Consider the following 25,686-nt stretch of genomic DNA (forward strand, 5'->3'; position numbering starts at 1 on the left):
GGTTGTTCTGGCTGCTCAGGTTGTTCTGGCTGCTCAGGTTGTTCTGGCTGCTCACCTGGCTGCTCACCTGGTTGTTCACCTGGCTGTTCACCTGGTTGTTCACCTGGCTGTTCACCTGGCTGTTCACCTGGCTGTTCACCTGGCTGTTCGCCCGGTTGTTCGCCGTCACTTGGCTTACTAGGATTCAAATTATCTGGGTTTTCAGGTGCAGTAACATCGTTAGGTTTTTCTGTTATGATGTCATCACCAGCATCCGCAAGAGTAATCATGGCAGCAGGTATGATTTGGCTTTCAAATGTTGCAGATGACTCAATACACGACGAACATTCAGCATATGCCATATTGGACGTTAACATGGCTGCACTGATTGCCACCGCCAATTTTGTCCCAGTAACTTTACCTCGTTTTCGTACTAGTTCTGATGTGACGGTATAAGCCTGTTCTTTTCTATTCCAAATGAGCTTATATATTTTGTTCATAAGGGCGTCTTTAGTAATGGATAAAATTTAAGTAGGATTGTTAATTAATTTTAAATTAATAAAATTAATTTAACATACTATATATTTGTATATAGATTTGTCAATTTACTGTATTATCATTAATAAATTCATGTATAAAGTTAGAATATTTTGTAATTTTCTTTTTTTGTAATAAAACAATTGGTTGAGTAAGTGGTTAAATTTTATTTATTGTGCAGTTTTGAGTTATTTGTTTGGGAAAACAAAATTTTGTGCTCAAATTTTTATTTGAATTGATTTTTATATGATGCAAGTCAAATAAATGCACTAATCAGGGTTGTATTTATGATACAAATTAGGTTAATTATCTCGGTGTTTAGGCATAATTTTAATTGGTTATATATTAATGTATGCAGGCTTAATTTCTTTATGCTAAAAAAGTAAGCAAAGGCAATTTATAACATAATCAGACTAATGTGAACGAAAGTACTGCGAGTCATTTGGATTACATCTTATGATTATGATTTCGCTAATATATGGATGATTTGTTTTACTCCTTTAAACCTTTATATTAATCTGTGACAGTTGCTGAACTGGTTTAGGGTAATGATTATGACGATGGTCAATATATTGGTGGTGGAAGATGAGGATGCAATTTCCACTCTGATTCAATTTACTTTAGAGCAAGCCGGTTTTACAGTGCAAAGTATATCCAGTGTAGAAAAGGCATTGCCGCTATTGCAGTCGCAGTTACCGGATGTAATTTTGTTAGACTGGATGTTGCCAGGAATTTCTGGTTTACAATTTATAAAGTACTTGCGAGATACAGACAGGACTCGTGATTTACCGATTATTCTGCTAACCGCACGGGGTGAAGAAACAGATAAAGAACAGGGGCTGAATCTGGGGGCAGATGACTATATAACCAAACCTTTTTCTCCGCGCGAGTTGGTTGCACGTATTAACGCGCTCCTGCGCCGGCGCGCTCCGCAAAAAACCAGCACACCATTGCATGTTCATGATCTGGAACTGAACCCGCAACAGCAGCGGGTGCAAGTAAACGGGCAAATCATTGCTCTGGGACCAAGCGAATTTAAATTATTACATTTTTTTATGACTCATCCTGATAGGATATACACCCGTCGCCAGCTTCTGGATCTAGTGTGGGGTGATCATGTGTTTATTGAGGAACGAACGGTAGATGTTCATATTCGTCGCTTAAGACGCGGGCTAGAAACTGTTGGTTATGATTACCTGATCCAAACAGTGCGTGGTAGTGGTTATCGTTTTGCCTGTAATCAGGAATAATTACCGGATTTACATCGGGTTGGAATATGCATCCTTATGGCTGAACTACGCCGTCATTTGTATTTAATACTATCTACTCTGATAGTGGTCGCTTTGCTGTCATTGCTGATTGGCGGCGTGCAATTAATGCTGTTAGGACTGTGTTGCCTGTCTTTTTTATGGCTGATAGGTTATTGGTATCATTTAATCAAACTGGTACGCTGGCTGGAACGGCCAAAGCTGCGCAATGTGCCTCATGGCATTGGTATCTGGAACAATATTTTCAATACGCTGATGTTACAGGCTAAAAGTCGCAAAAAGCGTAAACAGAAACTAGGCGTAGCCTTACTGCGTTTTAACCGCATTGCCGAAACTATACCGGAAGGTGTGCTGATTCTGGGATTGGATGGTCGTATCCAGTGGCTGAATCATGTCGCTGCTATACATTTAAATCTGAATGCAGAACGTGACATTAATGGCATACTGGCTGAACTGATGGGAAGTACCGATTTCAAACAGTTTTTGAATAAACAGACACCGGCATCTGTGGATATGAAGCTTACTCTTGATAATAGTGATAGCGGATTACCCCGAATATTAAATATTATACGTACACCATTTGACGAGCAGGCAACACTGATTATTACTCAAGATATTACTGCTGCTGAACAATTAAATGCCACTCGTACAGCCTTTGTGGCCAATGTTTCACATGAGCTGAGGACACCTCTGACGGTCATCAATGGTTTTCTGGAAACATTGACTGATATGCCAGAACTGCCACAGGAGCAGCGCCAGTCATTTATCGCCCTGATGAGTAAAGAAGGCGCACGCATGCGCAATCTGCTAGCCGATCTGCTGACTTTATCCCGCTTGGAAAGCCAGACTGATATTTCCATGCGCAAACAACCGGTAAATCTCACTGCTCTGGCAGAACAGGTGGTGCATGAAGCCAGAATCTTGTCAGCAGATAAACATACCTTTGTCTGTGAACTGGCTACAGATATCTGGGTTAATGGTATTCAGCAGGATTTGTATAATGCTTTCAGTAATCTGTTGTTTAATGCTGTACGTTACACGCCACCACAGGGAACTATTGCCGTCCGCTTAAGGAGTGAACAGGATCAGTATGATTTTTGGCGGGCAATTTTTCAGGTTAGTGATACTGGAGCGGGTATTGCGGCAGAACATATACCGCATCTGACAGAGCGTTTCTATCGAGTGGATTCCGGTCGTTCACGCCAGAGCGGTGGTACTGGACTTGGTCTGGCGATTGTCAAACATGCACTGGCTGAACATAACGGTAAATTACAAATTGAAAGTGTCGTTGGCAGTGGCAGTACCTTCAGCGCCATATTGCCACAGATGAAAAGCGCTAAGGGGCTTGACAGCTACAGTACTCTTGTCTAAAATGCGCGCTCTCGGGTCGTTAGCTCAGTCGGTAGAGCAGCGGACTTTTAATCCGTTGGTCGAGCGTTCGAATCGCTCACGACCCACCATCAGTCTTTTACCTTTCTTTTATATCTTTTATATCTTTCAGCATTTTACGCATTATATCTGCTGTTATCGTTTCTTCCTCAGATTTATATAATGTGCCTAAATTGTGACAATTATCCGTCATAATGTTGGCAATCTACATTGTGTACATCACATAAATCTAATACACAGTACTGATGGTGTGACTATACTATTTTCGGGCATGTTGATACAACAATCCGAATTCTGCCTAGCCGTAAGGCTATTATAAAAATAAATAGTTTTATGAAGAATTGATACTATCTATTATATAAACATTTTCTAATGCTAATTTAATACTTTCGTCATAAAACTATTGATATTGATAGATGCCGTTTTACTGCATAAAATCTTTACTCTTACCGCTTGTAATTGGAGTGATGAGGCGCTATGTCATCTTTTGGCTGATATTGAATGCCAGCTTCTTTTGGTTGTCTGAATTACAGATAAATAGTGATCAATTCAGCTATTTATCTGCTCACAGAACACAAATCGAGATAGTACTACATTTTAAAATAATATAGCCCCACTTGGCCGCCAATTTCGGCAATTGTTTTTTCAACCAGATAAAGATATGGATATTCGGACATTTTCAGTGCAGTAATTTTTATTATCAAAGCAACTAAATATATATAATTCTAAAAATAAAAGTAATTCAGCTAAGCACATATTGTTATATTGAACCAGTAGAATTCTAACATTTTTCTCAAGCTACATAATTAAATTATCAACCTGATAAATCACTTTTATATCTGGATAGTCTACGAAAGCTTGAGGAAACAGATATTCACCTTTAAAAAACGGTGCGGATATATAGTTCCATTTAGGTTTAAATGATGGATGAAATTGAGCAATTGAATCTGATAATAATGTTGTGCAATACAGATGCGGTTCATCTTTACTACTTAAAATAAAAGGTCTTCCACGCTGATTTAGAATAAAAGCAGCAATCTTATGCTTTTCTTGCTGATTCAGGAACATAGGTCGAATTATAGCACCTTTCTGTGCCAATTTTGGACTCAAAAAATATTCCAGTTCGGAAACAATGACCTGATTTGAGGCAGATTCGCCATCATCTGTTGTCGCATGTACAACCAAAATTTTAGGGTGTAATTGGACAATCATTCCTATATGTGAATACTCGCTTTTACCCAAGTAACTGATCCAACGACTGTCATTGACAGTACCCAATCGTACCACCCAATCACCAATCTTCAGTGTGGGCAGATTCTGAAGCTTTCTATATTGAGAAGATTGATGCCGTTCATAAAAAAATGTAACAGTACCGCCCACCAGAATGAGAATAATCAGTAAAGAGTAAATAAAGTATCTATGATGTTTACGCATATATTAAAAAACCTGCTTACGCAGGTGTTCATTATTTAAATTTTCAGTTTCCAGCCATCATCTGTTTTAATTAATCGTATATGTTCTTCTTTGGGCTTTTCTGACTTTTTGAAAGTGACCGTTACCGGAACATTCGCAAATTTCTTATCATTATCGTATTTTGGTTCTCCTACAGATATTTCTTTTATACCGCCATTTTTAACGGCAAATTCTTTTCTATGAGCAATTTCAGCTTTAATTTTACCGGATAGCATCTCCGGCAATCCAGCTTTTTTCTTATCTTGCTCACTAAGATAAATCATAGAAATAGCTGTTTCACTGTCGCCAGCATATACCGCTTCAGTATATTTTTTGGCGGCTGCTTCCGGTGTAGACGCACCACCGCAAGCAGCAAGAGCCAGTAAAATGCATAAGCCTGTCAGTAAACTAAATATTTTTTTCATACTATGAATACCTATGTATGTTAATAAATGATAATCTAGGATAATGTTAACTTTATATTGATAATTTATCAATATAAAGCAGTGCATAATGGATAATGCTATGTATGGTCTGATACCGTCTTCCATATATAGCTTATATATATTTTGCTTTTGTAAATATCCCAAATTTAGTACAAAACTGATGTAGAAAATCATGCTACTTGTTTTGGTGTTTTATACTCAATTGGCGTTATATTATTTAGTGCTTCATGAGGTCTTTCGGTATTATAAATGGTTAGCCATTCTTCGGTTATCTTCCTTGCCTGTTCCAGATTATTAAATAGATATCAATCCAGTCCCTCTGTGTGATAGGTGCGATTAAATCGTTCAATAAAGCCATTTTGATATGGGCTGCCGGGGTTGATGTAATCTATAGTTATACCATGTGATTTTGCCCAGTTAGTAAAGGTGTTTTCGGTAAATTCTGGTCCATTGTCTACTCGTATTTTTAGTGGATAACCATGATATTCGGCCAGTTTATCCAGATAACGGGTAATCCTGCCAGCTGGTAAACTGACCGCAATATCAATGCCTAGCGCCTCACGATTAAAGTCATCTATCACATTGAAAGTTCTAAAGCGTCGTTGATTGCGACTGCCGTCACTCATAAAATCCATTGACCCGCATTCACCTTGTTTATTGGGTACTGATAGCCTTTCCGGGCTTCGTGGTGGAATACGCTGTTTACGCTTTACCCTGAGATTAAGCTTCAATTCACAATACACCCGATACACACGTTTATGATTCCATTTATAGCCGAGCTTTCTGATGCGATTAAAACACTTGGGAAAGCCCCAGCGTAAATGCTTATCGGTGATCGCACTGAGTACCGACCTAATCACTGAATCATCCGGTAACTTGGGCTGATAATAGTAAGCACAGCGGCTTAAGCCAACAATAGCGCAGCTCATAGCAATAGTAACAAAATGATTTTCTTGTAACTCCAAAGCCCATGCTTTACGTGCCTTGGTAGGCACTATAGCTTTTTTATGATTTCCTCCTGAAGCTGAGATTTTAAACTGAGCTCAGCAAACATCTGCTTAAGCTTGCGGTTTTCAGCCTCCAGCTCCTTTAAACGTTTGATATCGGAGGTTTCCATACCACCGTATTTTTCCCGCCATTTATAGAAAGTCGAATTGCCGATGCCATATTTACGGCAAAGTTCTTTGACAGGAATACCGGCTTCAGCTTCTTTTAAAATAGCTACGATCTGATGTTCAGTCATCTTTTTCATATTTAAATCCTCTGTGGGTTAATAAAGAGAATTTTCTACTTCAATGCTGTACTATTTTAGAGGATAGATACAATAGCTCCGGACGATTATGGTTCGGAGCTTTTACTTTGGGTGGCGTGTCTGTTTAGGTCAGGTATGTGATACTTATACAAGATTATTTATAGACTCAAATTTCCGGATTTTTGCATTAAATGAAAAGAATCAAAGTTGATATTTAAACTATGTGTTACATGTGTTTTAATTAGAAATTCGGGAATTATCCTTTTTAAATAAAAGTATAATTTTAATAGGTGGTAATAATATGTTATTTTATATCAATAGGCGGAGTTAACAATATTATTAAAATTTTTTAGATGCTAAGAGAGGTTGGTTTTTTAAGTGTTGGCAATTTTTGATTGTGACAGAAATAGAAAAGATAATTGAGCCTGAAATTATTAAGATTGTTTTTTGCTTGTGTTCGAGAGTAGTAATATATAATATCACTAGATAAATCAATATGAAATCAGGTCATTACATTCTTTGAATTGCGGCAATAAACCATATATATTAACAAATATTTGCATTTATGAACCAAAAAATCAAAAAGGAGATAGCATTGAGCATTCAAAAATTATTAGATGATGTTACGTTGTGGCGTGAAAGTTATAAAAAGGCTAATGCATTATTTGATCGCCAACTTGCGCCTGCTTTTCGTTTATTGAATCTATTTTGTATCAATGAAATGGCATTATCCAATTGCTTAGCATTTTTATTGGATAAAAATGAAACACATGGTCAACAAGACTTATTTATTAACAAGTTTTATGAGTTATTTTCTTCACAAAAAAACATACAGCTTGAGTCAAAATATCAGGTTGTTACTGAATATAAAATTCCTACAGGACAGCGGATTGATATTCTCCTCACAGATCATAAAAATTATATTGCAATTGAAAATAAACCATGGGCATGTGATCAAAAAGATCAATTAAAAGATTATGGCACGTGGCTACATGAAGAAGCAAAAAATGATAAAAATTGGCTATTGATCTATTTATGTAATAGAGAGATTAACGAATATACTTTGGCTGAAGATACCGATGAGTCTATTCGCGATAATGTATTACACATCACTTTTTATGAATTACGCAATTGGTTAATTGATTGTGCTTTATATGTTCAAGCACCTAAAGTAAAATTACTTGTTGAGGATTTAATTCAATATATTCAAGAAAATATAAATGGAGAAATAAATATGAAACAACAAGATGAGTTAGTTAAAATGATTCTTTCAAATTCTAACAACCTTAATTCAGCACTTCTTATTGCAAATAATATTGAAGTAGTAAAAAAGGAATTATTTGATAAATTTATTAAAAACTTACGAGACCAAACAGCCAATTTAGGTATGGTAGGTATCAAAATTGAAGGAGATACTGAAATTGAAAAACGTTATGCAGGTTTTCAAATAAAGTTTGATCCAAACGATTATTTTGTTTTGCGTTGGGAATCTCAAGGTACAATGCAAAGAGATATAATTTATGGGATTCGTCGAAAAGATGCTACTGTTCAGCCTAACAAAAAACTATACAAACATATTGCAGAGCAAATGGAAGGTATCCTTTCATCACCCCAATCAAATGAATTGTGGTGGCCTGCTTGGGATTCGCCGGAAAAAAATGCCATGCCAAAATTCATAGAAGACGAAACATGGATAAGTTTTTTCCATCCTCAGGAGAGTACTTTTACTAAGTCGGTCATTGAAATAATTCGTCAAGTGTATGAAAAACAAACATTGCGAGCATTACTTAAAGAGCGTTGAGGCAATTAACATGCATAATAGTATGATTAATACGTATTGTTATTTAATTTAAATCAACATTCATACCGCAATAGAAATCTTTATATTAAAGGTTTCTATTACGTACTTACTGATACTATTATTGGCAATGACTATATTTTTATGCAGATGTTAGCTAAGCTTACAATCCCAGCTTTATGATTTCCTCCTGAAGCTGAGATTTTAAACTGAGCTCGGCAAACATCTGCTTAAGCTTGCGCGTTTCCATACCACCATATTTATCACGCCATTTATAGAAAGTTGAATTCCCCATACCATCTTTACGGCAAAGTTCTTTGACAGGAATACCGGCTTCAGCTTATTTTAAAATAGCTACGATCTGATGCTCAGTCATTTTTTTCATATTTAAATCCTCTATTAGTCAATGAAGAAAAATTTCTATTTTTATGCTTTTTATGTTGTACTATTTTAAGATAAGTTATAGACGTGGTAGTTTTTAAAAAACAAGTTTGATTTGTAGAGAGTTATGCTTATTCAAATTAGTTGTGTAATTTTGTAATTATTAAATGTGTTTGATATTGTTATTTTTATTAACTATATTTTGTTTTGGAGACGGTTTGTCTGGTGATGTTGTATGTGGTAATAAGTTTATATTGTTTGATGGCGGATGGTAAATGTGGCCTTTGGGCTTTTGCTGATATGTAAACTGTCGGTAATACAGGATAATATTGCCGACAGTTTTCGGGGTAATTGGAGGTTGAAGTACTTTATTCTCCCTGTGGCATTACCCACATTTTGTTTTGATTGTATTTCTGCATAAATTGTTTGAATTCTGGCGATTGATAGGCTGCTTTCAGGTCTTTTGCCCATTGTGTGTCTTTGTTTTTTTCATTGATGGTAACCACCATTTCCATTTCGGGCACTACTTTTTCGCGTAGTACAGCTTTTTGGGGATCCAGTTTCGACTGATAGGCAATGCCGCCAGAGGCAAATCCGAAATCTACTTCGTTCAGTGTGCGCGGTATCATTACTGAATCAATTTCTCTGATTTTCAGTTGTTTGGGATTGCTGGCTATATCTCTGGTGGTAGCGAGTATCGGGTTGGTATTAGGTTTTAGTTGAATTAGGTGGTTGTCGGTGAGGATGCGCAGTGCACGGGAGGTATTAGCTGGGTCGCTGGGAATCAGTATGCTGGCACCATTGGGAGCCTGCTGAATAGAGGTATGTTTGTCTGAATAGATGGCGGCTGGAACGGTTGGGATATGTACTAACGGATACAGGTGTGTGCCTTTTTCATGGTTAAAGACGTTAAGGTAGGCGGTGTGTTGATCGAGGTTAAAATCAACCTGACCATTATTAACTGATTGATTATTCACTTCCAGCGTGGAAAAATTCAGGGTTTTGATTGTATAACCCTGTTTTTCGAGAATGGGTTTGATACCTTGTTCAAAGACGGTGCTATAGGGCATGGCAGAAGCACCAAAAATCAGTTCTTTTTTTGTGGCTGGATCAGTTGCTGTGGTGTCATGCTGGGTTTTGGAGCAGGCAATCAAGCCTGTTGCTACTAAACAGGATAATACAAGATAGATAATTTTGTTCATAATGTACCTACTGAAATTTGATATGGAATTTCAGTATATAATTAGAATTAGTTTATAAATATACTGATTTTAAATAACTTTACTACTAAATAGAATAAGCATTTATGCCATTTGTCCTCTGTTTGAATAGTTATGCTCACTGATTTAGAAAAGAACGCTATACGCGACCATTATCAGAATATCGCTAAAAGTCTGCCTCATTTCCGACCGCGTCAGGCTCAGCGGGAAATGATTGCAGCCATTGCCAATGCATTTTCGCGCACTCAGCAACAGCAGGCTGGTGAGGATGCGCCGGAGCGCAATGGTGAATCTATTGTTATAGTAGAAGGCCCAACGGGTGTTGGGAAAAGTCTGGCGTATTTGCTGGCCGGTGGAATTATGGCGCAGACTCGTGGCAAAATTCTGGTAGTTAGCAGTGCCACGGTGGCCTTACAGGAGCAGCTGGTGGGACGGGATTTGCCGTTTGTTGTGAGGCACAGTGGGCTGAGTCTGAGCTTTGCGCTGGCAAAAGGGCGCGGTCGCTATTTGTGTCCATATAAACTGTATCAATTAACCCAATTAAACGCGCAGGATAGTTTGCAGGGGTTTGAACCACAGCAGGTGTTCTGGGACAAGAAACCGAGAGCTGAAGAATTAGCTGTATTGCGAGATATGGCAGACCAGTTTGCTGCGCGTACTTTTAATGGTGATCGTGACACTTGGCCGGAACAGATTGATGAAGGCTTGTGGCAAAGGGTAACCAATGACCGTCATGGCTGTCTGAAAGCTGGCTGCCCTAATCGGCCGGAATGTCCGTTTTTTCTGGCAAGGGAAACCCTGGAAACGGTGAATGTGGTGGTGGCCAATCATGATTTGCTGCTGGCTGATATTGGTATGGGCGGGGGTGTGATTCTGCCATCACCGGCCAACAGCTTTTATTGTATTGATGAGGCTCATCATTTATCACATAAGGCCTTGCAACAATTTGCTGCTGAACACAGTCTGAATCAGGCCTTATGGTTTTTAGACCGGATTGGTAATGTTGTTGATAAGGTGGCTGGTGTGCTGGATAAGAGTGAGCTGGCTGTGCTGGCTACTGAGGCTGCATCTGGCTTGCAGGAAAGTATGCAGGAGTGGCTGTTTCATCTGGCTGATGAACCCAATCTGGCTACGCAGGAGGGTATTGAGGAAAGTAGTTGGTTGTGGCCGGATGGTGTTATTCCTTCAAGTTTAGGTATACTGGTAAATAATACAGCTATGGCAGCGCGTATGCTGCTCAAGCATATTAATAGTATGAATGAGGCGCTAGCGGCCGCACGACGTGATAAAAATCAGGACAGTAGTCTGCTCGATCGGTTATGTGGTGATCTGGGGATGTTGCTGGCACGGGTAGAACAGGTTGTGGATGTATGGGATTTAATTTCTACTGAAAATGTTGAAGGTGAAGCTCCACTGGCTAAATGGATTACGCGGACTTTTAAAGATAAGGTGGATTACAGTTTTAATGCTTCGCCAATTACTAGTGCCAGTAAGTTGGCCAGTGGCTTGTGGCGACGCGCAGCCGGTGCCTTGCTTACTTCGGCAACGTTACGCTCGCTGGGGACATTTGATTTGCTGTTAAAGCAAACAGGGCTGAACTGGCTGCCGGATACGGCTATGCTGGCACTGGATAGTCCGTTTCATTTTGCTGAGCAGGGTGAGCTGTATATACCGGCACTGGCAGCCAGCCCGAAAGATGCTGCTGCGCATACTAGTGAAATTGTTAAATGGCTGCCGAGGCTGATCAATGAAAATGAAGCCATTGGTACGCTGGTGTTATTTTCTTCTCGCCGGCAGATGCAGGAGGTGGCGCTGAAGTTACCAGACAGTCATTTGCCGCTGTTGTTGGTACAAGGAGAAATACCTAAGCAGGTGTTATTGCAGCGCCATCAGGAAGCTATAGCTGCTGGTAAGCCCAGTATTATTTTTGGACTGGATAGTTTTGCTGAAGGGTTGGATTTACCCGGTGAAATGTGTGTACAGGTTATTATTGCCAAGCTGCCCTTTGCTATGCCGGATAATCCGATTGAGAAAACCCGTAATCAGTGGATAGAAGCGCGCGGTGGTAATCCTTTTATGGAAATTACTGTGCCAGAAGCCAGTATTAAGCTGATACAGGCTGTTGGGCGGCTGATTCGTACTGAGTCGGATTACGGACGGGTAACTATTCTGGATAACCGTATTCTGACTGCGCGTTATGGTAAGCAGTTACTGGCATGTTTGCCACCTTTTAAACGCATCGGTTAGGCATGATATTAGGGGTGAAAAGTATGGTCTGCCAATCTCTGTGAATACAGGGAGTTTGTCATATAAACCCAGTATAGTAATTGACAATCACTTGATTAATCTTTAATATTAGAAGCTTTCGTATATATATCTGGATTAGCTTCTATGAAAACCTTTTCAGCTAAGCCGCATGAGGTGAAGCGTGATTGGTATGTGGTTGACGCTCAAGACAAAGTTCTGGGTCGTTTGGCTGCTGAAATCGCTCGCCGTCTGCGTGGCAAACATAAGCCAGAATACACGCCGCATGTTGATACCGGTGATTACATTATTGTGATCAATGCTGACAAATTGCGTGTGACTGGTCAGAAACAGACTGATAAAAAATACTACCGCCACTCAGGCTTCCCTGGTGGTATCTACGAGCGTACTTTTGCTGAAATGCAAAACCAATTTCCTGGTCGTGCGCTGGAAAAAGCGGTTAAAGGTATGTTACCTAAAGGCCCGCTGGGCTATGCTATGATTAAAAAACTGAAAGTATATGCTACTGCAGAACATGGTCATGCAGCTCAACAACCTAAAGTTTTGGATATCTAAGGACACGCGATGAACGGTAAATATTACTACGGCACGGGTCGCCGCAAAAGTTCAGTGGCTCGTGTTTTCCTGCAAAAGGGTAGCGGTCAGATTATTGTAAATGGTCGTCCGCTGGATGAATTCTTTGGTCGCGAAACCGGCCGTATGATTGTACGTCAGCCATTGGTACTGACCGAAAATCTGGAAGCTTTTGATATTAAAGTTAATGTAGTAGGTGGTGGTGAAACTGGCCAGTCTGGTGCGATTCGTCACGGTATTACCCGTGCGTTGATTGACTACGATGCAGCTCTGAAGCCAACTCTGTCTGCTGCTGGTCTGGTAACTCGTGATGCACGTGAAGTTGAACGTAAGAAATTCGGTCTGCGTAAAGCACGCCGTGCTAAACAGTTCTCTAAACGTTAATCTGTATTGTTATATTTCAAGCAGTTTACGAATTCAACAAAAAGAGCCTTTATGGCTCTTTTTGTTTTGTATTTAGTTAACGGAAACGAATTATTAATAATTTAAAATTTTAATTCATCTAATAAGCGTAAAGCCAGTAGCCCGTGCCCCATTGTTGCTCCTGCTCTGACAGATGCAGCAACAGAAATAAGTTCAGCTAATTCTTGTTTACTTGCTCCTGCGCGCATAGCGCCTTTAGTATGAATATCAATACAGTAAGCACATTGTGTAGTCAGGGCGACGGCTAATGCAATAAATTCTCTGGTTTTGATGGGAATAAGGCCATCTTCACGCTTGACTGTCTGGTGATCGAATTCTATAAAAGCCCGTGCTTCTTGCGGTGCAAGATTCAATAAGGAAGCTACATATTTGATATCATCTGGAGATTGATAATTACTCATTTAAATTTTCCTTAAGGTTAAATAATTTATAATTAGTAAGTGGATTAGTTCGCCAATAATAAAATAAATACAATAAATTCAAATAGATGTATCTATTCAATTAAATAAATTTAACATGTCGTACTATTTTTACTTTAGGTGTGCTGAACGTGATTCATCTTTTTTTGAATATGGAATACATGTTTTACTTGGATTGGTTATTGTTGTTATGAACCTGATTAGCCAACAGGCAGGGCAGGCTTTTAATGCAATAAATCCTGAAATGGCTAATGTAAGTCCTAATATAATGCTCCACCCAGTGCCTTGAATAAAAAGATATATTGTTAAAGAGAGAAAACTAAATCCAGTATATCTACGGAGTAAATGTGTTAATATGGAACTATTTCTAAACATCACGTCCCTTTTTAAGTTAAAAGAGTGAAAACTGGAAAAATAAACTTAAACCAGCGTGACTATGCTTAGGGAGCATGTATTGAATTAAAGCTTAAACTGATAGGGTTGTGAAAACAGATAAAATTGTTCTTTTTTGTCTTCTATTTATCCAAAAAGATTTGTGAAGTCAGTTTTTCTTTTATCATTGTCCTAGCCCGGTGCAGTCTACTTTTTACAGCTTCAATAGTTATACCTAATTTTTTGGCGGCTTCGGGTGCGGTATATTCTTCAATATCTCGTATAATTAATATTTGGCGATAAATCGGTGGTAGGGTCATAATTGCATTGATTAAATCAATGCGCAGATTTAAATCGGAATCATGTGTTGTTATGTTTTCCAAATTAGATTCTGTTTCGGTATTTTTTGATAGTCGGGACCTAAATAACCGATAACATTCTCTTTCTATAATTCGGAAGAGCCAACTGGTATAAGCTTTTATTGTTTTTAATGTGCCAATCTTTCTGTGAATTTGCCAAAGTGCTATCTGTACCACATCTTCTATGTCTTCAGATGTGGTACAGGTTTTTCTGGCAAATCTTCTGATATCTTTTTGGGATACAATTAATAGTTGTTCTAAAGCCTGTTTATTACCGGAACAGGCGGCTAGAATTAATTTTTCTGAATTCTGTTTCATGGCAATTTGTCTGTCGCTATCTTTGGGTTTTGCTATATTTGGGAACAAGTAGTGAAGTCGGGAAAAGGTTTAAATTATGTTTTTCACCAACTCTATATTTATAGAGGATAGAAATGCGTAAAAGGATTCAAAAAATTTTATTTTAAAAGATATAGGCATTTTGATATTAATTTAACTGCTTTGTGATATAAGTGCGTTGCTATTCGCTAATGATGATGCACTGGTCTGTCTGTTTTGTATTCTATATGCAGCAAGCCTGTCCAATTTCGTCATACATTTTTATTTGAAGAAATAGATTTATTTTTATGTTAATTAATAATAAATTTATGATCGAAAAGCTTTGCTTTGCAGTGATTGATATTTTTAAGAAATGAGATTGTGCTGGTTATTAAAGTATTTATTAGATTTTGGAGATTAGGTGGTAGAAACGAATATTTCTGTTTAAATATTTGATATAGAATAAGTTATTCTATATGGCTGCTTGGGTGTAAAAGTTATATTGAGTAATCTATGATGATAAAATGGAATTTATGTTCATTGATAATGTATAAGTGTATTTATGTGTCTATCAATAATTATTATGATGTTATTAGACAGTTTCTGCAAATAATATATTTATATTTAAATAGTTGTTTTATCAGGATGGTTTTCTGTAATTTGTCTATGCAATAGTGATCAGTCTGTTTGTGATGATTGATTGTAGGTATGTACTGCAATTGTTATGGGGCAGTTGGTGGTTTGGTATTACGGTGTTTATACCGGTTATAACCAAACAAATACTGGCTGGGAAAGCGAGCGACCCACTGTTCAATATTGTTGTTAATAATTTGTGCATCCTGTTCTTTGTTGCCGGTTAGATTACCTTGCATGGGAGCAATATGCAGGGCAAAGCCGCGGCCGTGGGGTAGTCGTTCACCGCAAAAGAACAGGGCAGTTACTTTGGGCATGACGGCCAGACGTGAGGCCAGTGTCATGGTATAGGCTGGTTGACCAAAAAAAGTTGCCCATACGCCTTCGCCTTCACCAGGTACTTGATCAGGTAAAACGATGGTGGCTTCTTTGTTTTTTAATGCGCGTACGATTTGTTTGACGCCCTGCATGTTGGCCGGTGCGGTATAGCCGTTATCGCGGACGCGGCCATTATTCATTATGCTTTCGAGCCAGCTTATTTTGGGTGGGCGGTACATGGCGGTGAGGGGAAAGGGTAGTTTTTCGCTCAGGTACCGGCCGGCAAGGTCGTAATTGCCCAGATGCGGGGTAATGAGCAGCAGGCCATGATTGTGGGCGATAGCTTCTTCGATGTGTTCCCAGCCGTGCACTTCTTTAAACAGGGAGACGATATGTTTGCTGGAGCGGGTCCAAGCTATGGATAGTTCCAGCCCGCTTTTGGCTGTTTCGGCAAAAATCGATTTAATCAATTTCTCTGCTTGTTGGTCGTTGGCGGCAAGTTTGCTAAAATGGAGATTTCTAGTTGTGCGTTTACGTTCATTGGTGGCAAGGTAATAGCCAAGACGCCCCAGTATTGAACCTATGCCCTGCAAGATTGGCAAGGGGATTAGTGCCAACAAGGAAAATACGACATAAACCAGCTTTTGCATCTGTTGTGTATCTCAAACTTAAAATTTGGGCGACATTATAACAAAAGCATCTATAACTGCCCATAAAGCATTATTAGCATCAGAAAGTATCCGTCAATTATGAGTGAATTTCTGTTTACTTCTGAGTCGGTATCTGAGGGTCATCCAGATAAGGTTGCCGACCAGATTTCCGATTCTATTTTAGACGCTATCCTGACTCAGGATCCTGCTGCACGTGTAGCCGCTGAAACTTTAGTCAATACCGGTTTATGCGTGCTGGCCGGTGAGGTTTCGACACGTGCGCATATTAATTATATTCAGGTTGCACGTGATACGATTAGGCGTATCGGTTATAACTCATCGGAGCTGGGCTTTGATGCCAGTGGCTGTGCGGTGATGGTGTGTTACGATGAGCAGTCTCCTGATATTGCACAGGGTGTCAATGAGGGGGAAGGTCTTGATCTGGATATGGGTGCTGGTGATCAGGGGCTGATGTTTGGTTATGCCTGTGATGAAACACCTACGCTGATGCCGTTTGCCATTTATTATGCGCATCGTCTGATGCAGCGCCAGAGTGAAGTGCGTAAAAGTGGTGAGCTGCCATGGTTGCGTCCGGATGCGAAAGCGCAGCTAACTTGTGTGTATGACAGTGAAACTGGCAAGGTGAAGCGCATTGATACGGTTGTGCTGTCTACGCAGCATGAACCGGATGTCGGACGTGAAGAGTTGGTTGAGGCGGTAAAAGAATATATTATCAAGCCGGTATTGCCTGCTGATATGTTAACTGAAGATACGCAGTATCTGATTAATCCGACCGGCCGTTTTGTGATTGGCGGGCCGCAGGGGGACTGTGGTCTGACTGGCCGCAAAATTATTGTGGATACTTATGGGGGTGCGGCACCACATGGTGGTGGTGCTTTTTCTGGTAAAGATCCTACTAAGGTAGACCGTTCAGCTGCTTATGCTTGTCGTTATGTGGCGAAGAATATTGTTGCAGCGGGTTTGGCCAGTCAATGTCAGATTCAGATTTCGTATGCTATTGGTATTGCTCAGCCTACTTCTATTGCGATTGATACTTTTGGTACTGGTAAAGTTGATGAAAATCGATTGATTGAGATTGTGCAGGAGCATTTTGATTTGCGTCCGAAGGGGATTATTAAAATGCTGGATTTGCAGCGGCCGATTTATGCTAAAACGGCGGCATATGGCCATTTCGGACGTGAAGAACCGGAATTTACGTGGGAGCGTACGGATAAGGCGCAATTATTGCGTGAAGCCGCGGGTATTTGATTCTGGGTTTATGAAAACAGGCTGTCTTTAAGGCAGTCTGTTTTTTTGCAATGATGAAACTTGCTTCCGATGTGATTTTGGTATTGGGATGTGTGTCTGTTCTGGTTATGATAGTTGATAATTTGTTTGTGGGGTCATTTAAGCTGGCTGTTTGTGTGGTGATTTTTGAGGTATTTGCTAAGAAAATTGGTTTTTTGTATAGGGGGCTGGATGCAATTTTGTTTAAGGTTGGTGTGAAAGGTTGTTGAGGCAGGCTGGCTAAAACAGATATCTGGTTAATACGGCGTAAAAATCTTCAAATTAGCTAAATATCTATTCGGTTATCAAATATAATTATGTCGTTAACAAATCGGGATGGTTGTAGATTTTTATCTTATGGTTTGTATAGAAAAATAATTATCCGTATGAGGTTTGTGGTCGTTTATTAGTAGGTTCGACTGGTTGTTTTTCTGGGTTTGGTACTGGTTGCTGCACTGGTTTGAATGTTGTTCCGAATGTTTCTTTTCTGCAAGGGTAGATGCTGCTTTGCAGCAGTTTATGATTTTGATATGACATTTGACAGATTGTGACTGTGAGCGGGAAAATAACATTGGGATAGGGCGAGGCTGGTGGCATTGGTATGCGGATACGTGAGAAAGTTTCGATAAGTCTGTTGATATAGTTGTTATTTTGGGATGGAATATTTTCAGTCAAATTATAAGCTTCATTTATAATTAGAGGGATGATTATTGTGATGGCTTATTTTTTTGAATTTTGAGGTGTTCTATCATGGGTTTTTCTCTTCCTGCGACTGAACTGGAAGCTGCTTTGGAAGTGCTGGCAGTGAAAATGCCAAGTATGAATGTTCAGCTGGTGATGCTCAGCCGGTTGATCCGGTTGGTACATACAACAATTCAAGGTGAGCTGAATGAACGTTTGCACCAGCATCATTTGTCAGAAAGCTTGTGGCATGCGTTGCTGGCAGTTTATGCGCGTCCGAATCATAAGATTTTACCATCCGAACTGAGCAGTATCCTGAATCTAACTCGTACCAGTGCGACGCGTTTGTCTGATGATTTGGTGCTCAATGGCTGGGTAACGCGTTCTACTCATCCTCTGGATCGACGTAAAATTACGTTGAAGTTAACTAAGGCTGGTGAAGATCTGATTCAGCTGGTAAGTCCGGAAACCAATGAGGTACACCGGCGGGTATGGTCAGCCCTGAGTGAACCGGAATATGAACAATTGCAGCGGTTGCTAACCAAGCTATTAACTGCTGCTTAACTTTTTTGCTGAGATTTGCATGAAATTAACTGTGTCTGTGTCCCGATTCCGATTACGTCAGTTATCGCTTGTTACTCCAGTTGCTTTGCTACTATTGTCTGCCTGTGCTAATTTTGGTCAGCAGCCGGATCTGCAAATACCACAGGACGCTGCGCAACTGCAATTATCTGCTGGGCAGTCTGCTAAGGTTGGACAGAACTGGTGGCTGGGTCTGAATCAGCCGTTGTTGAATCAGCTTATGGATGCTGGTTTGGCCAATGCGCCGGATCTGCGCATTGCTGCTGCACGTATTGCGCAAGCAGAGGCGCAATGGCGTGGTGCTAGAGGTGAGGCTGGTGTGCAGGTAGGCGTGCAGGCCAATGGGGTGGCTGCTTATTTGAATCCGAAGCCGGACTCAAACAGGACTGGTGATGATCCTAATCATGTCTTTAGTAATGAAATGGCTGCTGTGGCCGTTAATTATACTTTTGATTTTTGGGGCAAGCAGCGTAATGTGGTTAAGGCGGCGCTGGGTGCGCGTCTTGCTGCTGTCTATCAGCAGGAACAGGCACGGCTGGTATTAAGCCAGAGTATTGTGTCGCAATATACGCAATGGCAGTTGTTGCAGGAACAGGCGAATATTTTGCGACAGCGTATTGGGGTGAATCAGCAATTGCAGAAGTTGGTTGCTAACCGGATTCGTGCTGGTCTGCAACCTGCCAGTGATGAGTATATTTTTCAGCAGACGGTATTGAGTTTGCAAAGTGGTTTGCGCCAGACTCAGGCAGATATAGAACGTACCCGCCATGGTGTGGCAGCACTGGTTGGTTTGTCGCCAAACCAGCTGCCGGCAATGATACCTCAGCCGCTGGGTTCTGTGCCTGAAGTGGCGGTTGATGGGTTGCGCGCGGATATACTGGGACAACGGCCGGATATTGCTGCACAACGTGCTTTATTACAGTCGGATTATTTTGGTATTAAGGCTGCTGAAGCGGCATTTTATCCTAATATTGAAATTAAGGGGCTAGCCGGTCTGGCGCACGTGGATGCGTTTGATCTGGTGCATTCTTCTTCACGGATGCTGGGTATTGTGCCAGCCATTTCGTTGCCTATTTTTACTTCTGGCAGTTTGCAGGCTGCATTGTCGGGCAAACGTTCTGCCTATAATGAGCAGGTGGCTTTATACGATAAAACGGTACTGGCAGCCTTGCAGCAGGCTGCTGATGCTATGAGCGATTATCAGCATAGTACGGTGGCACTGCCGTTGCAGCAACAGGCTTTTCAGGCAGCACAGAAGGCTGCGCTGTCCAGCAGCAAACGTTATGCGGCCGGACTGGATAATGCTATTACTAAACTGCAACGTGAAGATACTGCTTTGAGTGCGCGTGCTGATTTGGTTAAAACCATTGCTTGGCAACAACATAGCTGGAATAGTCTGCATGCTGCGCTGGGCGGTGGTTTCCAGCTTTCAGATGCTCAGGCTACTCGTTGATTGGTTGTTATTTTATATTTTATTGAGCTATTTACGTATGAGTGAACAAAAGCAAACTAGTGAGGTGGTGTCAACCTCGCAACCAGCGGTTCAGCCGCAATCTGAACGTGTGCCCGCAGCCCGCAAGCGCAAGCTGGTGGTGCTGACAGTGGTATTTCTGCTGATTGCGCTGGGCTTTCTGCTGATGTATCTGCTGGTCTGGCAGCATAAAGAATCTACTGATGATGCATATGTGAATGGTCATCTGGTGCAGATTACGCCGCAGATTACTGGTACGGTGCAGAAGGTGAATGTGGATGACACGCAAACTGTTAAGGCAGGGCAGGTGCTGGTTGAGCTGGATAACAGTGATATGCAGCTGGCGTTTGAACGGGCACATGATGAGCTGATTAATGCGATCCGCCAGAATCAGCAGCAGTCTGCTCAATCACGTCAGGCCAGTGCGCAGGTGGCTGCACAACAAGCGCAGTTAAAACGCTTACAGGCAGACTTGCAGCGTCGTCAGAGTCTGGCTGGTACGGATGCTATTTCTGCTGAAGAGTTAAGTCATGCACGTGATGCTGTGTTGGAAGCTCAGGCAAACCTGAAAGCTGTGCAAGGGCAGGAAAGTGCGGCAAAAGCGGTGTTGGGGCATAATGTTCCGCTGCGCCAGCAGCCGGCAGTGATGACGGCAGTCAGCCATCTGAAAAGTGCATGGCTGGATTTACAGCGTACTCAAATTAAGGCGCCAGTGGACGGACAGGTTGCCAAACGCAATGTTCAGGTGGGGCAGAAGGTAGCTACGGGTGCGCCTCTGATGGCAGTTGTACCGTTGAATAATGTCTGGGTAGATGCCAATTTCAAGGAAAGTCAGCTGGCTAAAATCCGTATCGGGCAGCCGGTGGAAATCAGGGCTGATGTGTATGGCAGCAAAGTAAGCTATCACGGTAAGGTAGCTGGTTTGTCTGCTGGTACGGGTGCTGCGTTCTCTCTTTTGCCGGCACAGAATGCAACGGGTAACTGGATTAAAGTGGTGCAGCGTGTACCTGTGCGTATTGCACTGGATCCGAAGGAGTTGGCTGCGCATCCGTTGCGGGTAGGGTTATCAATGGATGTTGAGGTGAATACGCGCAACCAAGATGGGCTGGATTTAACAGCGGTAAATGCGATTCCTACCAATGGCAATATGGCTGCAATTGACTGGACGCCAATCAATAATATGATTGAGCAGATTTTTGCCCAATACGCTCCTTGATTCTGTTAATGCCGAATCTTATCTGGATATTGCTGGTACAAAAAAATTAGCTTTGCCTCCGGCAGATTTTATTCAGGTAATGATTCGGTCTGATTTTTTGTAATTCCAGAAGCATTCTCTTTGCAATGTGCATTTTCTGTGCCTGTGGGTACAGATTTGGATAAGCTGCAAGGTGAAGACTGTTTCTGCAATAAGGCCGCTTGAATGACGCATTCTCCTTTGAAAGGTCCGGCACTGGCTCTGGTTACGGTGGCATTGTCGCTGGCCGTTTTCATGCAGGTGCTGGATTCCACTATTGCCAATGTGGCATTGCCAACTATTACTGGTAATCTGGGTGCAGCCAATAGTCAGGGTACATGGGTGATTACTGCATTTGCTGTGGCGAATGCGATTTCAGTCCCTCTTACTGGCTGGCTGGCGCGCCGCTTTGGTGAGGTGAAAGTTTTTGTTGTGGCAACACTGTCTTTTGTGTTGGCCTCGTTTTTATGTGGTATTGCTCCCAGCCTGGCATTGCTGGTGTTTTTCCGGGTGTTGCAGGGTGCTGTAGCCGGGCCGATGATTCCGCTGTCACAAAGTTTGCTGATGGCAGCCTATCCGCCGGAAAAACGTCCGATGGCACTGGCTATGTGGTCGATGGTAATTATTGTGGCGCCGATTTTCGGGCCGATTTTGGGCGGCATTATCAGTGATAACTGGCATTGGGGCTGGATTTTCTTTATTAATGTGCCTATTGGTTTGCTGGCTGCCGGCATTTCGTGGCAGATGATGAAAAAACGCGAAACCGAAACTGTCCATCAGCCAATTGACCGTATGGGTTTATCGCTGATGGTGGTAGGCGTAGGTGCTTTGCAGATGATGCTTGACCGCGGCCATGAGCTGGACTGGTTTTCGTCTAATGAAATTATTATTCTGGCTGTTATTGCTGTGGTGTGTCTGAGCTACTTTGTTATCTGGGAATGGTATGCCAAATATCCGATTGTAGATTTGCGTCTGTTTAAAGACCGTAATTTTACTGTCGGGGTAATTACGCTCAGTACTGCCTATATGACTTATATGGGGGCAATTGTGCTGCTACCGATGCTGTTGCAGATGCAGCTTGGTTATACTGCTACTTGGGCAGGGCTGGCAACGGCACCTATTGGTATTTTCCCTGTATTGTTGTCGCCGCTGATTGGTAAGTTTGGTAATCGGCTGGATATGCGTGTGCTGGTAACTATCAGTTTTACTGTATACGCTATCTGTTTCTTCTGGCGTACCAATTTTAATGCTGGTATGGGTTTTATGGATGTATTCTGGCCACAGTTTGTTCAGGGGATTGGTATGGCGATGTTCTTTATGCCGTTAACTCAAATTACTCTGTCTAATATGTCTGGTTCGCAGATTGCTAGTGCATCCAGTATTTCTAATTTTGTGCGTATTCTGGCCGGTGGTATTGGTACTTCAATGGTAAATGTATTGTGGGATAAACGTGAAGCTTTGCATCATACGCAATTGGTGGAAAACATTCATCCCTATAATAGTGCTATGAATGAGTCAATTCAGGGTATGAACCAGCTTGGTTTAAGTGGTGTACAGCCTTTAGGGTCGATTGAGCAGACTATTGGGCAGCAGGCGCATATTATGGGTGCCAATGATTTATTCTGGCTGTATGGTTTGACTTTCTTGATTTTGGTTGTGCTGGTATGGTTTGCCAAGCCGCCATTTGGTAGTGGAGGCGGTGGCGGGGCACATTGAGTCTCAGCTATTTGCTACACGGTCTATGCATTCTGCGCAGGCCGTGTTATTTTTTATTTTTTTCTGTAAACAATATTCTGGCAGTATGTTGTAAGTTGAATGATTATATACAACTGTGAATGTAAAGTGAAGGCAGCTTGTGTACAATAGATAGTGTTTAAGTGCATGGCGGGCGATAACTGGTTAGGTAATTTAGTAATGATGATGAAATTGGCGTTTGCTTTTTTGTATGTGCTGCAATTACTGCCGTTGTGTATGATTCATGCGCTGGCACGATGTGTGGGCTGGTTAAGTTATTATGCGGTAGCGCCGCGGCGGCGCATTGGTCTGATTAATTTGCGCCACTGCTTTCCCGAATGGACAGAACGGCAACGACGCAAGATACTGCGTGAACATTTCTATCATATGTCGATGCTGTTACTGGAATATGGTCTGTATTGGTATGGCGATGCCAGACGGTTGAAAAAGCTGGTGCGCTATCAGGACAAGCATTATCTGGATGAGGCACTGGCGGCCGGTGAAAAAGTAATTTTACTTTATCCTCATTTTACTGCTTTTGAGGCGGCGGTGTATGCTCTTAATCAGGATGTTTCTTTGATTAGTGTCTATTCACATCAGAAAAACAAGCAGCTGGATGAACAAATTCTCAAAGGCCGTGAGCGTTATAACAATGCTTTTCTGATTGGACGTACGGAAGGGCTGCGAGCCATTATCAAGAAAATTAAAACCAGCAGTGCGCCGTTTCTTTATCTGCCTGATCAGGATTTCGGCCGGCGGGAATCGATTTTTGTGGATTTTTTCGGTATTTCTACTGCTACGATTGCTGGCCTCAGCCGTATTGCTGCTTTAACCAAGGCTAAGGTTATTCCGGCAATTCCGACTCGCGAAGCCGATGGTAGTGTTACTTTGCGTTTTTATCCGCAGTGGGATAATTTTCCCAGTAAAGATATTGTTGCTGATACTCAGCGCATGAATGATTTTATTGAGGCACGGGTGCGTGAACAGCCGTCACAGTATTACTGGCTACATAAACGTTTCAAAACCCGCCCAGAGGGCGAGGCATCGTTTTATCAGAAAATTCACAAATAAAAGCCGGTTATTTGCTACAGCAAACAGCCGGCCAAAACATATTGCTGCCATAAGTTGGTTTTCTGGCAGCTATTGTTTTGTTCAGACACCTGATAAGGCTATAGACTGGCCGATATAAGCATCGTTATGCAGTGCTTTCAATATAAAATGAGCCACATCTGCACGGGCAATGCGGCCGTTGCCAGCTGGAATGCCCTGTGCTGCTTCGATATAATGACCAGAAAGTGCATCATGGGTTAACCCTAACGGGCGCACAATCGTTGCGTCCAGACCAGCTGCCCGAATCTGCTCAATTGCTGCACGATGATCAGCCAGCGGATGGCGCAAAAACTCCATCGCTGCCTGACCACGTTCACCTTCCAGCTCATTATCTACACCGGCGGAAGCGCAGTATATGATGCGTTTGATGCGATGTTTTTGTAATTGCGGAGCAATATTGCTGAGCATTCGCTGCAAATCATTTCCCGGTTTGACTCCTTGGTTGGTGTTCAGAGCTGAGGCTACTGCATCGTAATGGCTGTTATCGGTAAACAATGCTGCAACATCAGCAGCCTTAAATGCATCACAGCGTTGAATATGCAAGTTAGGATGCTGTAAGTTGAGTTTTTCCGGTGTGCGCACTGCCGCAGTTATTTCATCACCATTGGCCAGTGCCTGCTCAACTAAACTCCTACCAACGCCACCTGTGGCTCCCAAAACCAGAATATGCATCAATGTTCTCCCGCTAAATAGTCAGAATCAGTTTAATAAACCGATGGTATGAAAATAATCCTGATAAATGGCTGCTTTACGTTCTAGTGCAAGCGGATAGGCACGCGAAGAAGAAGGCAGTCTGGATAAGGTTAGGTGTCGGCCAGCTAGTGTGGTATTACTGGGATGACCGATAGTTGGTGCTGCTGTACCGGCTGGCAGAAGCTGTAGTAGTGTGCTGGTGGCCTTGTCACCGGTAGTCATGATGTGCCGGCAATCCGGAATCTGTGCCAGTAACGCCGGTAAATCTACTGGGGTAACGACTTCGAGAAATTTGTCTGCTGCATTGTTTTGCAGGCGCCTGATCTGATAGGCTGTATCATTAATGGCAATGCCGCGTTCGGATAAAAAAGTACGGATTAATGGTTCATTAAATGCTTTATTGTTTTCGGTAAAAAAATAGTGCTTGTCCTGAAAAAACACCAGCCCAAAAATGCGCCACATATCATTTTGTAAATTGGGGTAGTAAAAGTTCATTTTCCAGCGTGCAGCTGGTGGCGGAAATGAACCCAGCATCAGTAGCTGCGCACTGGCTGGTAAAAATGGTGCCAGCGGATGTGTTTCAACTATTATTTCAGCCATAAATACCTATTGTTTAATAGTGTTGTTTAACAGCGTCCAAACAGGCAGGCGACCATGTGTGCCTGTTCTTCTGTATAACCGGGTTCGCCCAGTCGAGCTGCCATCACCCATTCATTGGAAAAACCCTGCTGGCCACTGTATTTATGCCACAGACGCTGCTGTTCGGTTTTATCACCATTTTTAATCGCCACTTGCATGCGTTGCCTGATATTCAGTGGTATAGCATCATTCATTATAGTCTCCAT

The 25,686-nt window shown here is 41.7% G+C and carries 23 protein-coding genes, 1 tRNA gene and 1 pseudogene; 13 read left to right on the forward strand and 12 right to left on the reverse strand.

The genetic code is table 11. The features are described 5' to 3' along the window. A partial coding sequence (locus J6578_RS09495; protein ID WP_287954502.1) for an ESPR domain-containing protein occupies positions 1-479 on the reverse strand: 479 nt, incomplete at its 3' end. A gap of 591 nt (positions 480-1,070) precedes the next feature. On the opposite strand from J6578_RS09495, the gene phoB reads away from it, so the two are divergent. From phoB to J6578_RS09510, 3 genes are all read left to right on the forward strand, one after another. Continuing rightward, positions 1,071-1,766 carry a phosphate regulon transcriptional regulator PhoB gene (gene phoB, locus J6578_RS09500; protein ID WP_100149833.1) on the forward strand — a complete coding sequence of 232 codons (696 nt, stop codon included), beginning with the start codon at positions 1,071-1,073 and terminating at the stop codon, positions 1,764-1,766. A gap of 36 nt (positions 1,767-1,802) precedes the next feature. Further along, the gene (gene phoR, locus J6578_RS09505; RefSeq protein ID WP_287954504.1) at positions 1,803-3,155 is read left to right on the forward strand and encodes a phosphate regulon sensor histidine kinase PhoR; all 1,353 of its coding nucleotides are present in this window, start codon (positions 1,803-1,805) and stop codon (positions 3,153-3,155) included. A 13-nt stretch (positions 3,156-3,168) separates the two neighbouring features. After that, a tRNA-Lys gene (locus J6578_RS09510) sits at positions 3,169-3,244 on the forward strand. 727 nt (positions 3,245-3,971) lie between these two features. On the opposite strand, the gene J6578_RS09515 is transcribed toward J6578_RS09510, so the two are convergent. The 3 genes and pseudogenes from J6578_RS09515 to J6578_RS09525 form a co-directional block, all read right to left on the reverse strand. Continuing rightward, on the reverse strand, positions 3,972-4,607 hold the full coding sequence (locus J6578_RS09515) for a hypothetical protein (RefSeq protein ID WP_093091967.1): 636 nt from the start codon (positions 4,605-4,607) through the stop codon (positions 3,972-3,974). Between the two features lie 35 nt (positions 4,608-4,642). Beyond that, entirely contained in the window at positions 4,643-5,050 is a 408-nt protein-coding gene (locus J6578_RS09520) for a DUF4878 domain-containing protein (protein WP_180296221.1), read from the reverse strand. Positions 5,051-5,241: 191 nt separating this feature from the next. Then, positions 5,242-6,323, reverse strand: a pseudogene (locus J6578_RS09525) (IS3 family transposase). Positions 6,324-6,918: 595 nt separating this feature from the next. Between J6578_RS09525 and J6578_RS09530 the strand changes: the two are divergent. Next, positions 6,919-8,124, forward strand: coding sequence for a PDDEXK-like family protein (locus J6578_RS09530; protein WP_287954506.1), 1,206 nt, complete (start codon positions 6,919-6,921; stop codon positions 8,122-8,124). Between the two features lie 160 nt (positions 8,125-8,284). Here J6578_RS09530 and J6578_RS09535 read toward each other — a convergent pair whose 3' ends face one another. Together J6578_RS09535 and J6578_RS09540 are read right to left on the reverse strand one after the other, a co-directional pair. Continuing rightward, positions 8,285-8,449, reverse strand: coding sequence for a transposase (locus J6578_RS09535; protein ID WP_502958000.1), 165 nt, complete (start codon positions 8,447-8,449; stop codon positions 8,285-8,287). Positions 8,450-8,870: 421 nt separating this feature from the next. Further along, positions 8,871-9,704 carry a MetQ/NlpA family ABC transporter substrate-binding protein gene (locus tag J6578_RS09540; RefSeq protein ID WP_239366764.1) on the reverse strand — a complete coding sequence of 278 codons (834 nt, stop codon included), beginning with the start codon at positions 9,702-9,704 and terminating at the stop codon, positions 8,871-8,873. Between the two features lie 132 nt (positions 9,705-9,836). Here J6578_RS09540 and dinG point away from each other — a divergent pair, with 132 nt between their 5' ends. The 3 genes from dinG (at position 9,837) to rpsI (ending at position 12,944) form a co-directional block, all read left to right on the forward strand. Continuing rightward, positions 9,837-11,969 carry an ATP-dependent DNA helicase DinG gene (gene dinG, locus J6578_RS09545; RefSeq protein ID WP_239366767.1) on the forward strand — a complete coding sequence of 711 codons (2,133 nt, stop codon included), beginning with the start codon at positions 9,837-9,839 and terminating at the stop codon, positions 11,967-11,969. Positions 11,970-12,113: 144 nt separating this feature from the next. Continuing rightward, entirely contained in the window at positions 12,114-12,542 is a 429-nt protein-coding gene (rplM, locus tag J6578_RS09550) for a 50S ribosomal protein L13 (RefSeq protein WP_025329931.1), read from the forward strand. Between the two features lie 9 nt (positions 12,543-12,551). Further along, a complete protein-coding gene (gene rpsI / locus J6578_RS09555) occupies positions 12,552-12,944 on the forward strand; it encodes a 30S ribosomal protein S9 (protein WP_025329932.1) in 393 nt (130 codons plus the stop codon). 101 nt (positions 12,945-13,045) lie between these two features. Here the strand turns inward: rpsI and J6578_RS09560 are convergent, their stop codons facing one another. From J6578_RS09560 to J6578_RS09570, 3 genes are all read right to left on the reverse strand, one after another. Further along, positions 13,046-13,384 carry a carboxymuconolactone decarboxylase family protein gene (locus J6578_RS09560; RefSeq protein ID WP_287954509.1) on the reverse strand — a complete coding sequence of 113 codons (339 nt, stop codon included), beginning with the start codon at positions 13,382-13,384 and terminating at the stop codon, positions 13,046-13,048. Positions 13,385-13,917: 533 nt separating this feature from the next. Then, on the reverse strand, positions 13,918-14,451 hold the full coding sequence (locus J6578_RS09565) for an RNA polymerase sigma factor (protein ID WP_287951391.1): 534 nt from the start codon (positions 14,449-14,451) through the stop codon (positions 13,918-13,920). Positions 14,452-15,170: 719 nt separating this feature from the next. Beyond that, the gene (locus J6578_RS09570; protein WP_239428501.1) at positions 15,171-16,049 is read right to left on the reverse strand and encodes a lysophospholipid acyltransferase family protein; all 879 of its coding nucleotides are present in this window, start codon (positions 16,047-16,049) and stop codon (positions 15,171-15,173) included. A 99-nt stretch (positions 16,050-16,148) separates the two neighbouring features. On the opposite strand from J6578_RS09570, the gene metK reads away from it, so the two are divergent. The 6 genes from metK (at position 16,149) to J6578_RS09600 (ending at position 24,109) form a co-directional block, all read left to right on the forward strand. Continuing rightward, complete coding sequence (metK, locus tag J6578_RS09575) at positions 16,149-17,318, forward strand: methionine adenosyltransferase (RefSeq protein ID WP_100102787.1); 1,170 nt, start codon at positions 16,149-16,151, stop codon at positions 17,316-17,318. Positions 17,319-18,086: 768 nt separating this feature from the next. After that, positions 18,087-18,581: a MarR family transcriptional regulator gene (locus J6578_RS09580; protein ID WP_093093591.1), complete on the forward strand. Its 495-nt coding sequence runs from the start codon at positions 18,087-18,089 to the stop codon at positions 18,579-18,581. 31 nt (positions 18,582-18,612) lie between these two features. Continuing rightward, complete coding sequence (locus J6578_RS09585; RefSeq protein ID WP_287954511.1) at positions 18,613-20,052, forward strand: efflux transporter outer membrane subunit; 1,440 nt, start codon at positions 18,613-18,615, stop codon at positions 20,050-20,052. A gap of 37 nt (positions 20,053-20,089) precedes the next feature. Then, a complete protein-coding gene (locus tag J6578_RS09590; protein ID WP_239428503.1) occupies positions 20,090-21,286 on the forward strand; it encodes an EmrA/EmrK family multidrug efflux transporter periplasmic adaptor subunit in 1,197 nt (398 codons plus the stop codon). A gap of 204 nt (positions 21,287-21,490) precedes the next feature. Beyond that, the gene (locus J6578_RS09595) at positions 21,491-23,020 is read left to right on the forward strand and encodes a DHA2 family efflux MFS transporter permease subunit (protein ID WP_037407228.1); all 1,530 of its coding nucleotides are present in this window, start codon (positions 21,491-21,493) and stop codon (positions 23,018-23,020) included. Positions 23,021-23,224: 204 nt separating this feature from the next. Continuing rightward, entirely contained in the window at positions 23,225-24,109 is an 885-nt protein-coding gene (locus tag J6578_RS09600; protein WP_093093634.1) for a lipid A biosynthesis lauroyl acyltransferase, read from the forward strand. Between the two features lie 81 nt (positions 24,110-24,190). Here J6578_RS09600 and J6578_RS09605 read toward each other — a convergent pair whose 3' ends face one another. From J6578_RS09605 to J6578_RS09615, 3 genes are read right to left on the reverse strand one after another with little or no spacing between them, the layout of a single operon-like run. Then, the gene (locus tag J6578_RS09605) at positions 24,191-24,820 is read right to left on the reverse strand and encodes an NAD(P)-dependent oxidoreductase (protein ID WP_037407225.1); all 630 of its coding nucleotides are present in this window, start codon (positions 24,818-24,820) and stop codon (positions 24,191-24,193) included. A gap of 27 nt (positions 24,821-24,847) precedes the next feature. Then, complete coding sequence (locus tag J6578_RS09610) at positions 24,848-25,441, reverse strand: uracil-DNA glycosylase family protein (RefSeq protein WP_287954513.1); 594 nt, start codon at positions 25,439-25,441, stop codon at positions 24,848-24,850. 26 nt (positions 25,442-25,467) lie between these two features. Next, positions 25,468-25,674, reverse strand: coding sequence for a hypothetical protein (locus tag J6578_RS09615; RefSeq protein ID WP_093093601.1), 207 nt, complete (start codon positions 25,672-25,674; stop codon positions 25,468-25,470). Between the last annotated feature and the right edge of the window lie 12 nt (positions 25,675-25,686).

The sequence above is a fragment of the Snodgrassella sp. genome (assembly GCF_024103505.1).
GTDB lineage: Bacteria > Pseudomonadota > Gammaproteobacteria > Burkholderiales > Neisseriaceae > Snodgrassella > Snodgrassella communis.

Excerpts from the sequence above, each read along its gene's own strand:
- phoB (WP_100149833.1), top strand. The coding sequence starts at position 1,071 with ATGACGATGGTCAATATATTGGTGGTGGAAGATGAGGATGCAATTTCC.
- phoR (WP_287954504.1), top strand. The coding sequence starts at position 1,803 with ATGGCTGAACTACGCCGTCATTTGTATTTAATACTATCTACTCTGATA.
- J6578_RS09515 (WP_093091967.1), bottom strand. The coding sequence starts at position 4,607 with ATGCGTAAACATCATAGATACTTTATTTACTCTTTACTGATTATTCTC.
- J6578_RS09520 (WP_180296221.1), bottom strand. The coding sequence starts at position 5,050 with ATGAAAAAAATATTTAGTTTACTGACAGGCTTATGCATTTTACTGGCT.
- J6578_RS09540 (WP_239366764.1), bottom strand. The coding sequence starts at position 9,704 with ATGAACAAAATTATCTATCTTGTATTATCCTGTTTAGTAGCAACAGGC.
- dinG (WP_239366767.1), top strand. The coding sequence starts at position 9,837 with ATGCTCACTGATTTAGAAAAGAACGCTATACGCGACCATTATCAGAAT.
- rplM (WP_025329931.1), top strand. The coding sequence starts at position 12,114 with ATGAAAACCTTTTCAGCTAAGCCGCATGAGGTGAAGCGTGATTGGTAT.
- rpsI (WP_025329932.1), top strand. The coding sequence starts at position 12,552 with ATGAACGGTAAATATTACTACGGCACGGGTCGCCGCAAAAGTTCAGTG.
- J6578_RS09560 (WP_287954509.1), bottom strand. The coding sequence starts at position 13,384 with ATGAGTAATTATCAATCTCCAGATGATATCAAATATGTAGCTTCCTTA.
- J6578_RS09565 (WP_287951391.1), bottom strand. The coding sequence starts at position 14,451 with ATGAAACAGAATTCAGAAAAATTAATTCTAGCCGCCTGTTCCGGTAAT.
- J6578_RS09570 (WP_239428501.1), bottom strand. The coding sequence starts at position 16,049 with ATGCAAAAGCTGGTTTATGTCGTATTTTCCTTGTTGGCACTAATCCCC.
- metK (WP_100102787.1), top strand. The coding sequence starts at position 16,149 with ATGAGTGAATTTCTGTTTACTTCTGAGTCGGTATCTGAGGGTCATCCA.
- J6578_RS09580 (WP_093093591.1), top strand. The coding sequence starts at position 18,087 with ATGGGTTTTTCTCTTCCTGCGACTGAACTGGAAGCTGCTTTGGAAGTG.
- J6578_RS09590 (WP_239428503.1), top strand. The coding sequence starts at position 20,090 with ATGAGTGAACAAAAGCAAACTAGTGAGGTGGTGTCAACCTCGCAACCA.
- J6578_RS09595 (WP_037407228.1), top strand. The coding sequence starts at position 21,491 with ATGACGCATTCTCCTTTGAAAGGTCCGGCACTGGCTCTGGTTACGGTG.
- J6578_RS09600 (WP_093093634.1), top strand. The coding sequence starts at position 23,225 with ATGAAATTGGCGTTTGCTTTTTTGTATGTGCTGCAATTACTGCCGTTG.
- J6578_RS09605 (WP_037407225.1), bottom strand. The coding sequence starts at position 24,820 with ATGCATATTCTGGTTTTGGGAGCCACAGGTGGCGTTGGTAGGAGTTTA.
- J6578_RS09610 (WP_287954513.1), bottom strand. The coding sequence starts at position 25,441 with ATGGCTGAAATAATAGTTGAAACACATCCGCTGGCACCATTTTTACCA.
- J6578_RS09615 (WP_093093601.1), bottom strand. The coding sequence starts at position 25,674 with ATGAATGATGCTATACCACTGAATATCAGGCAACGCATGCAAGTGGCG.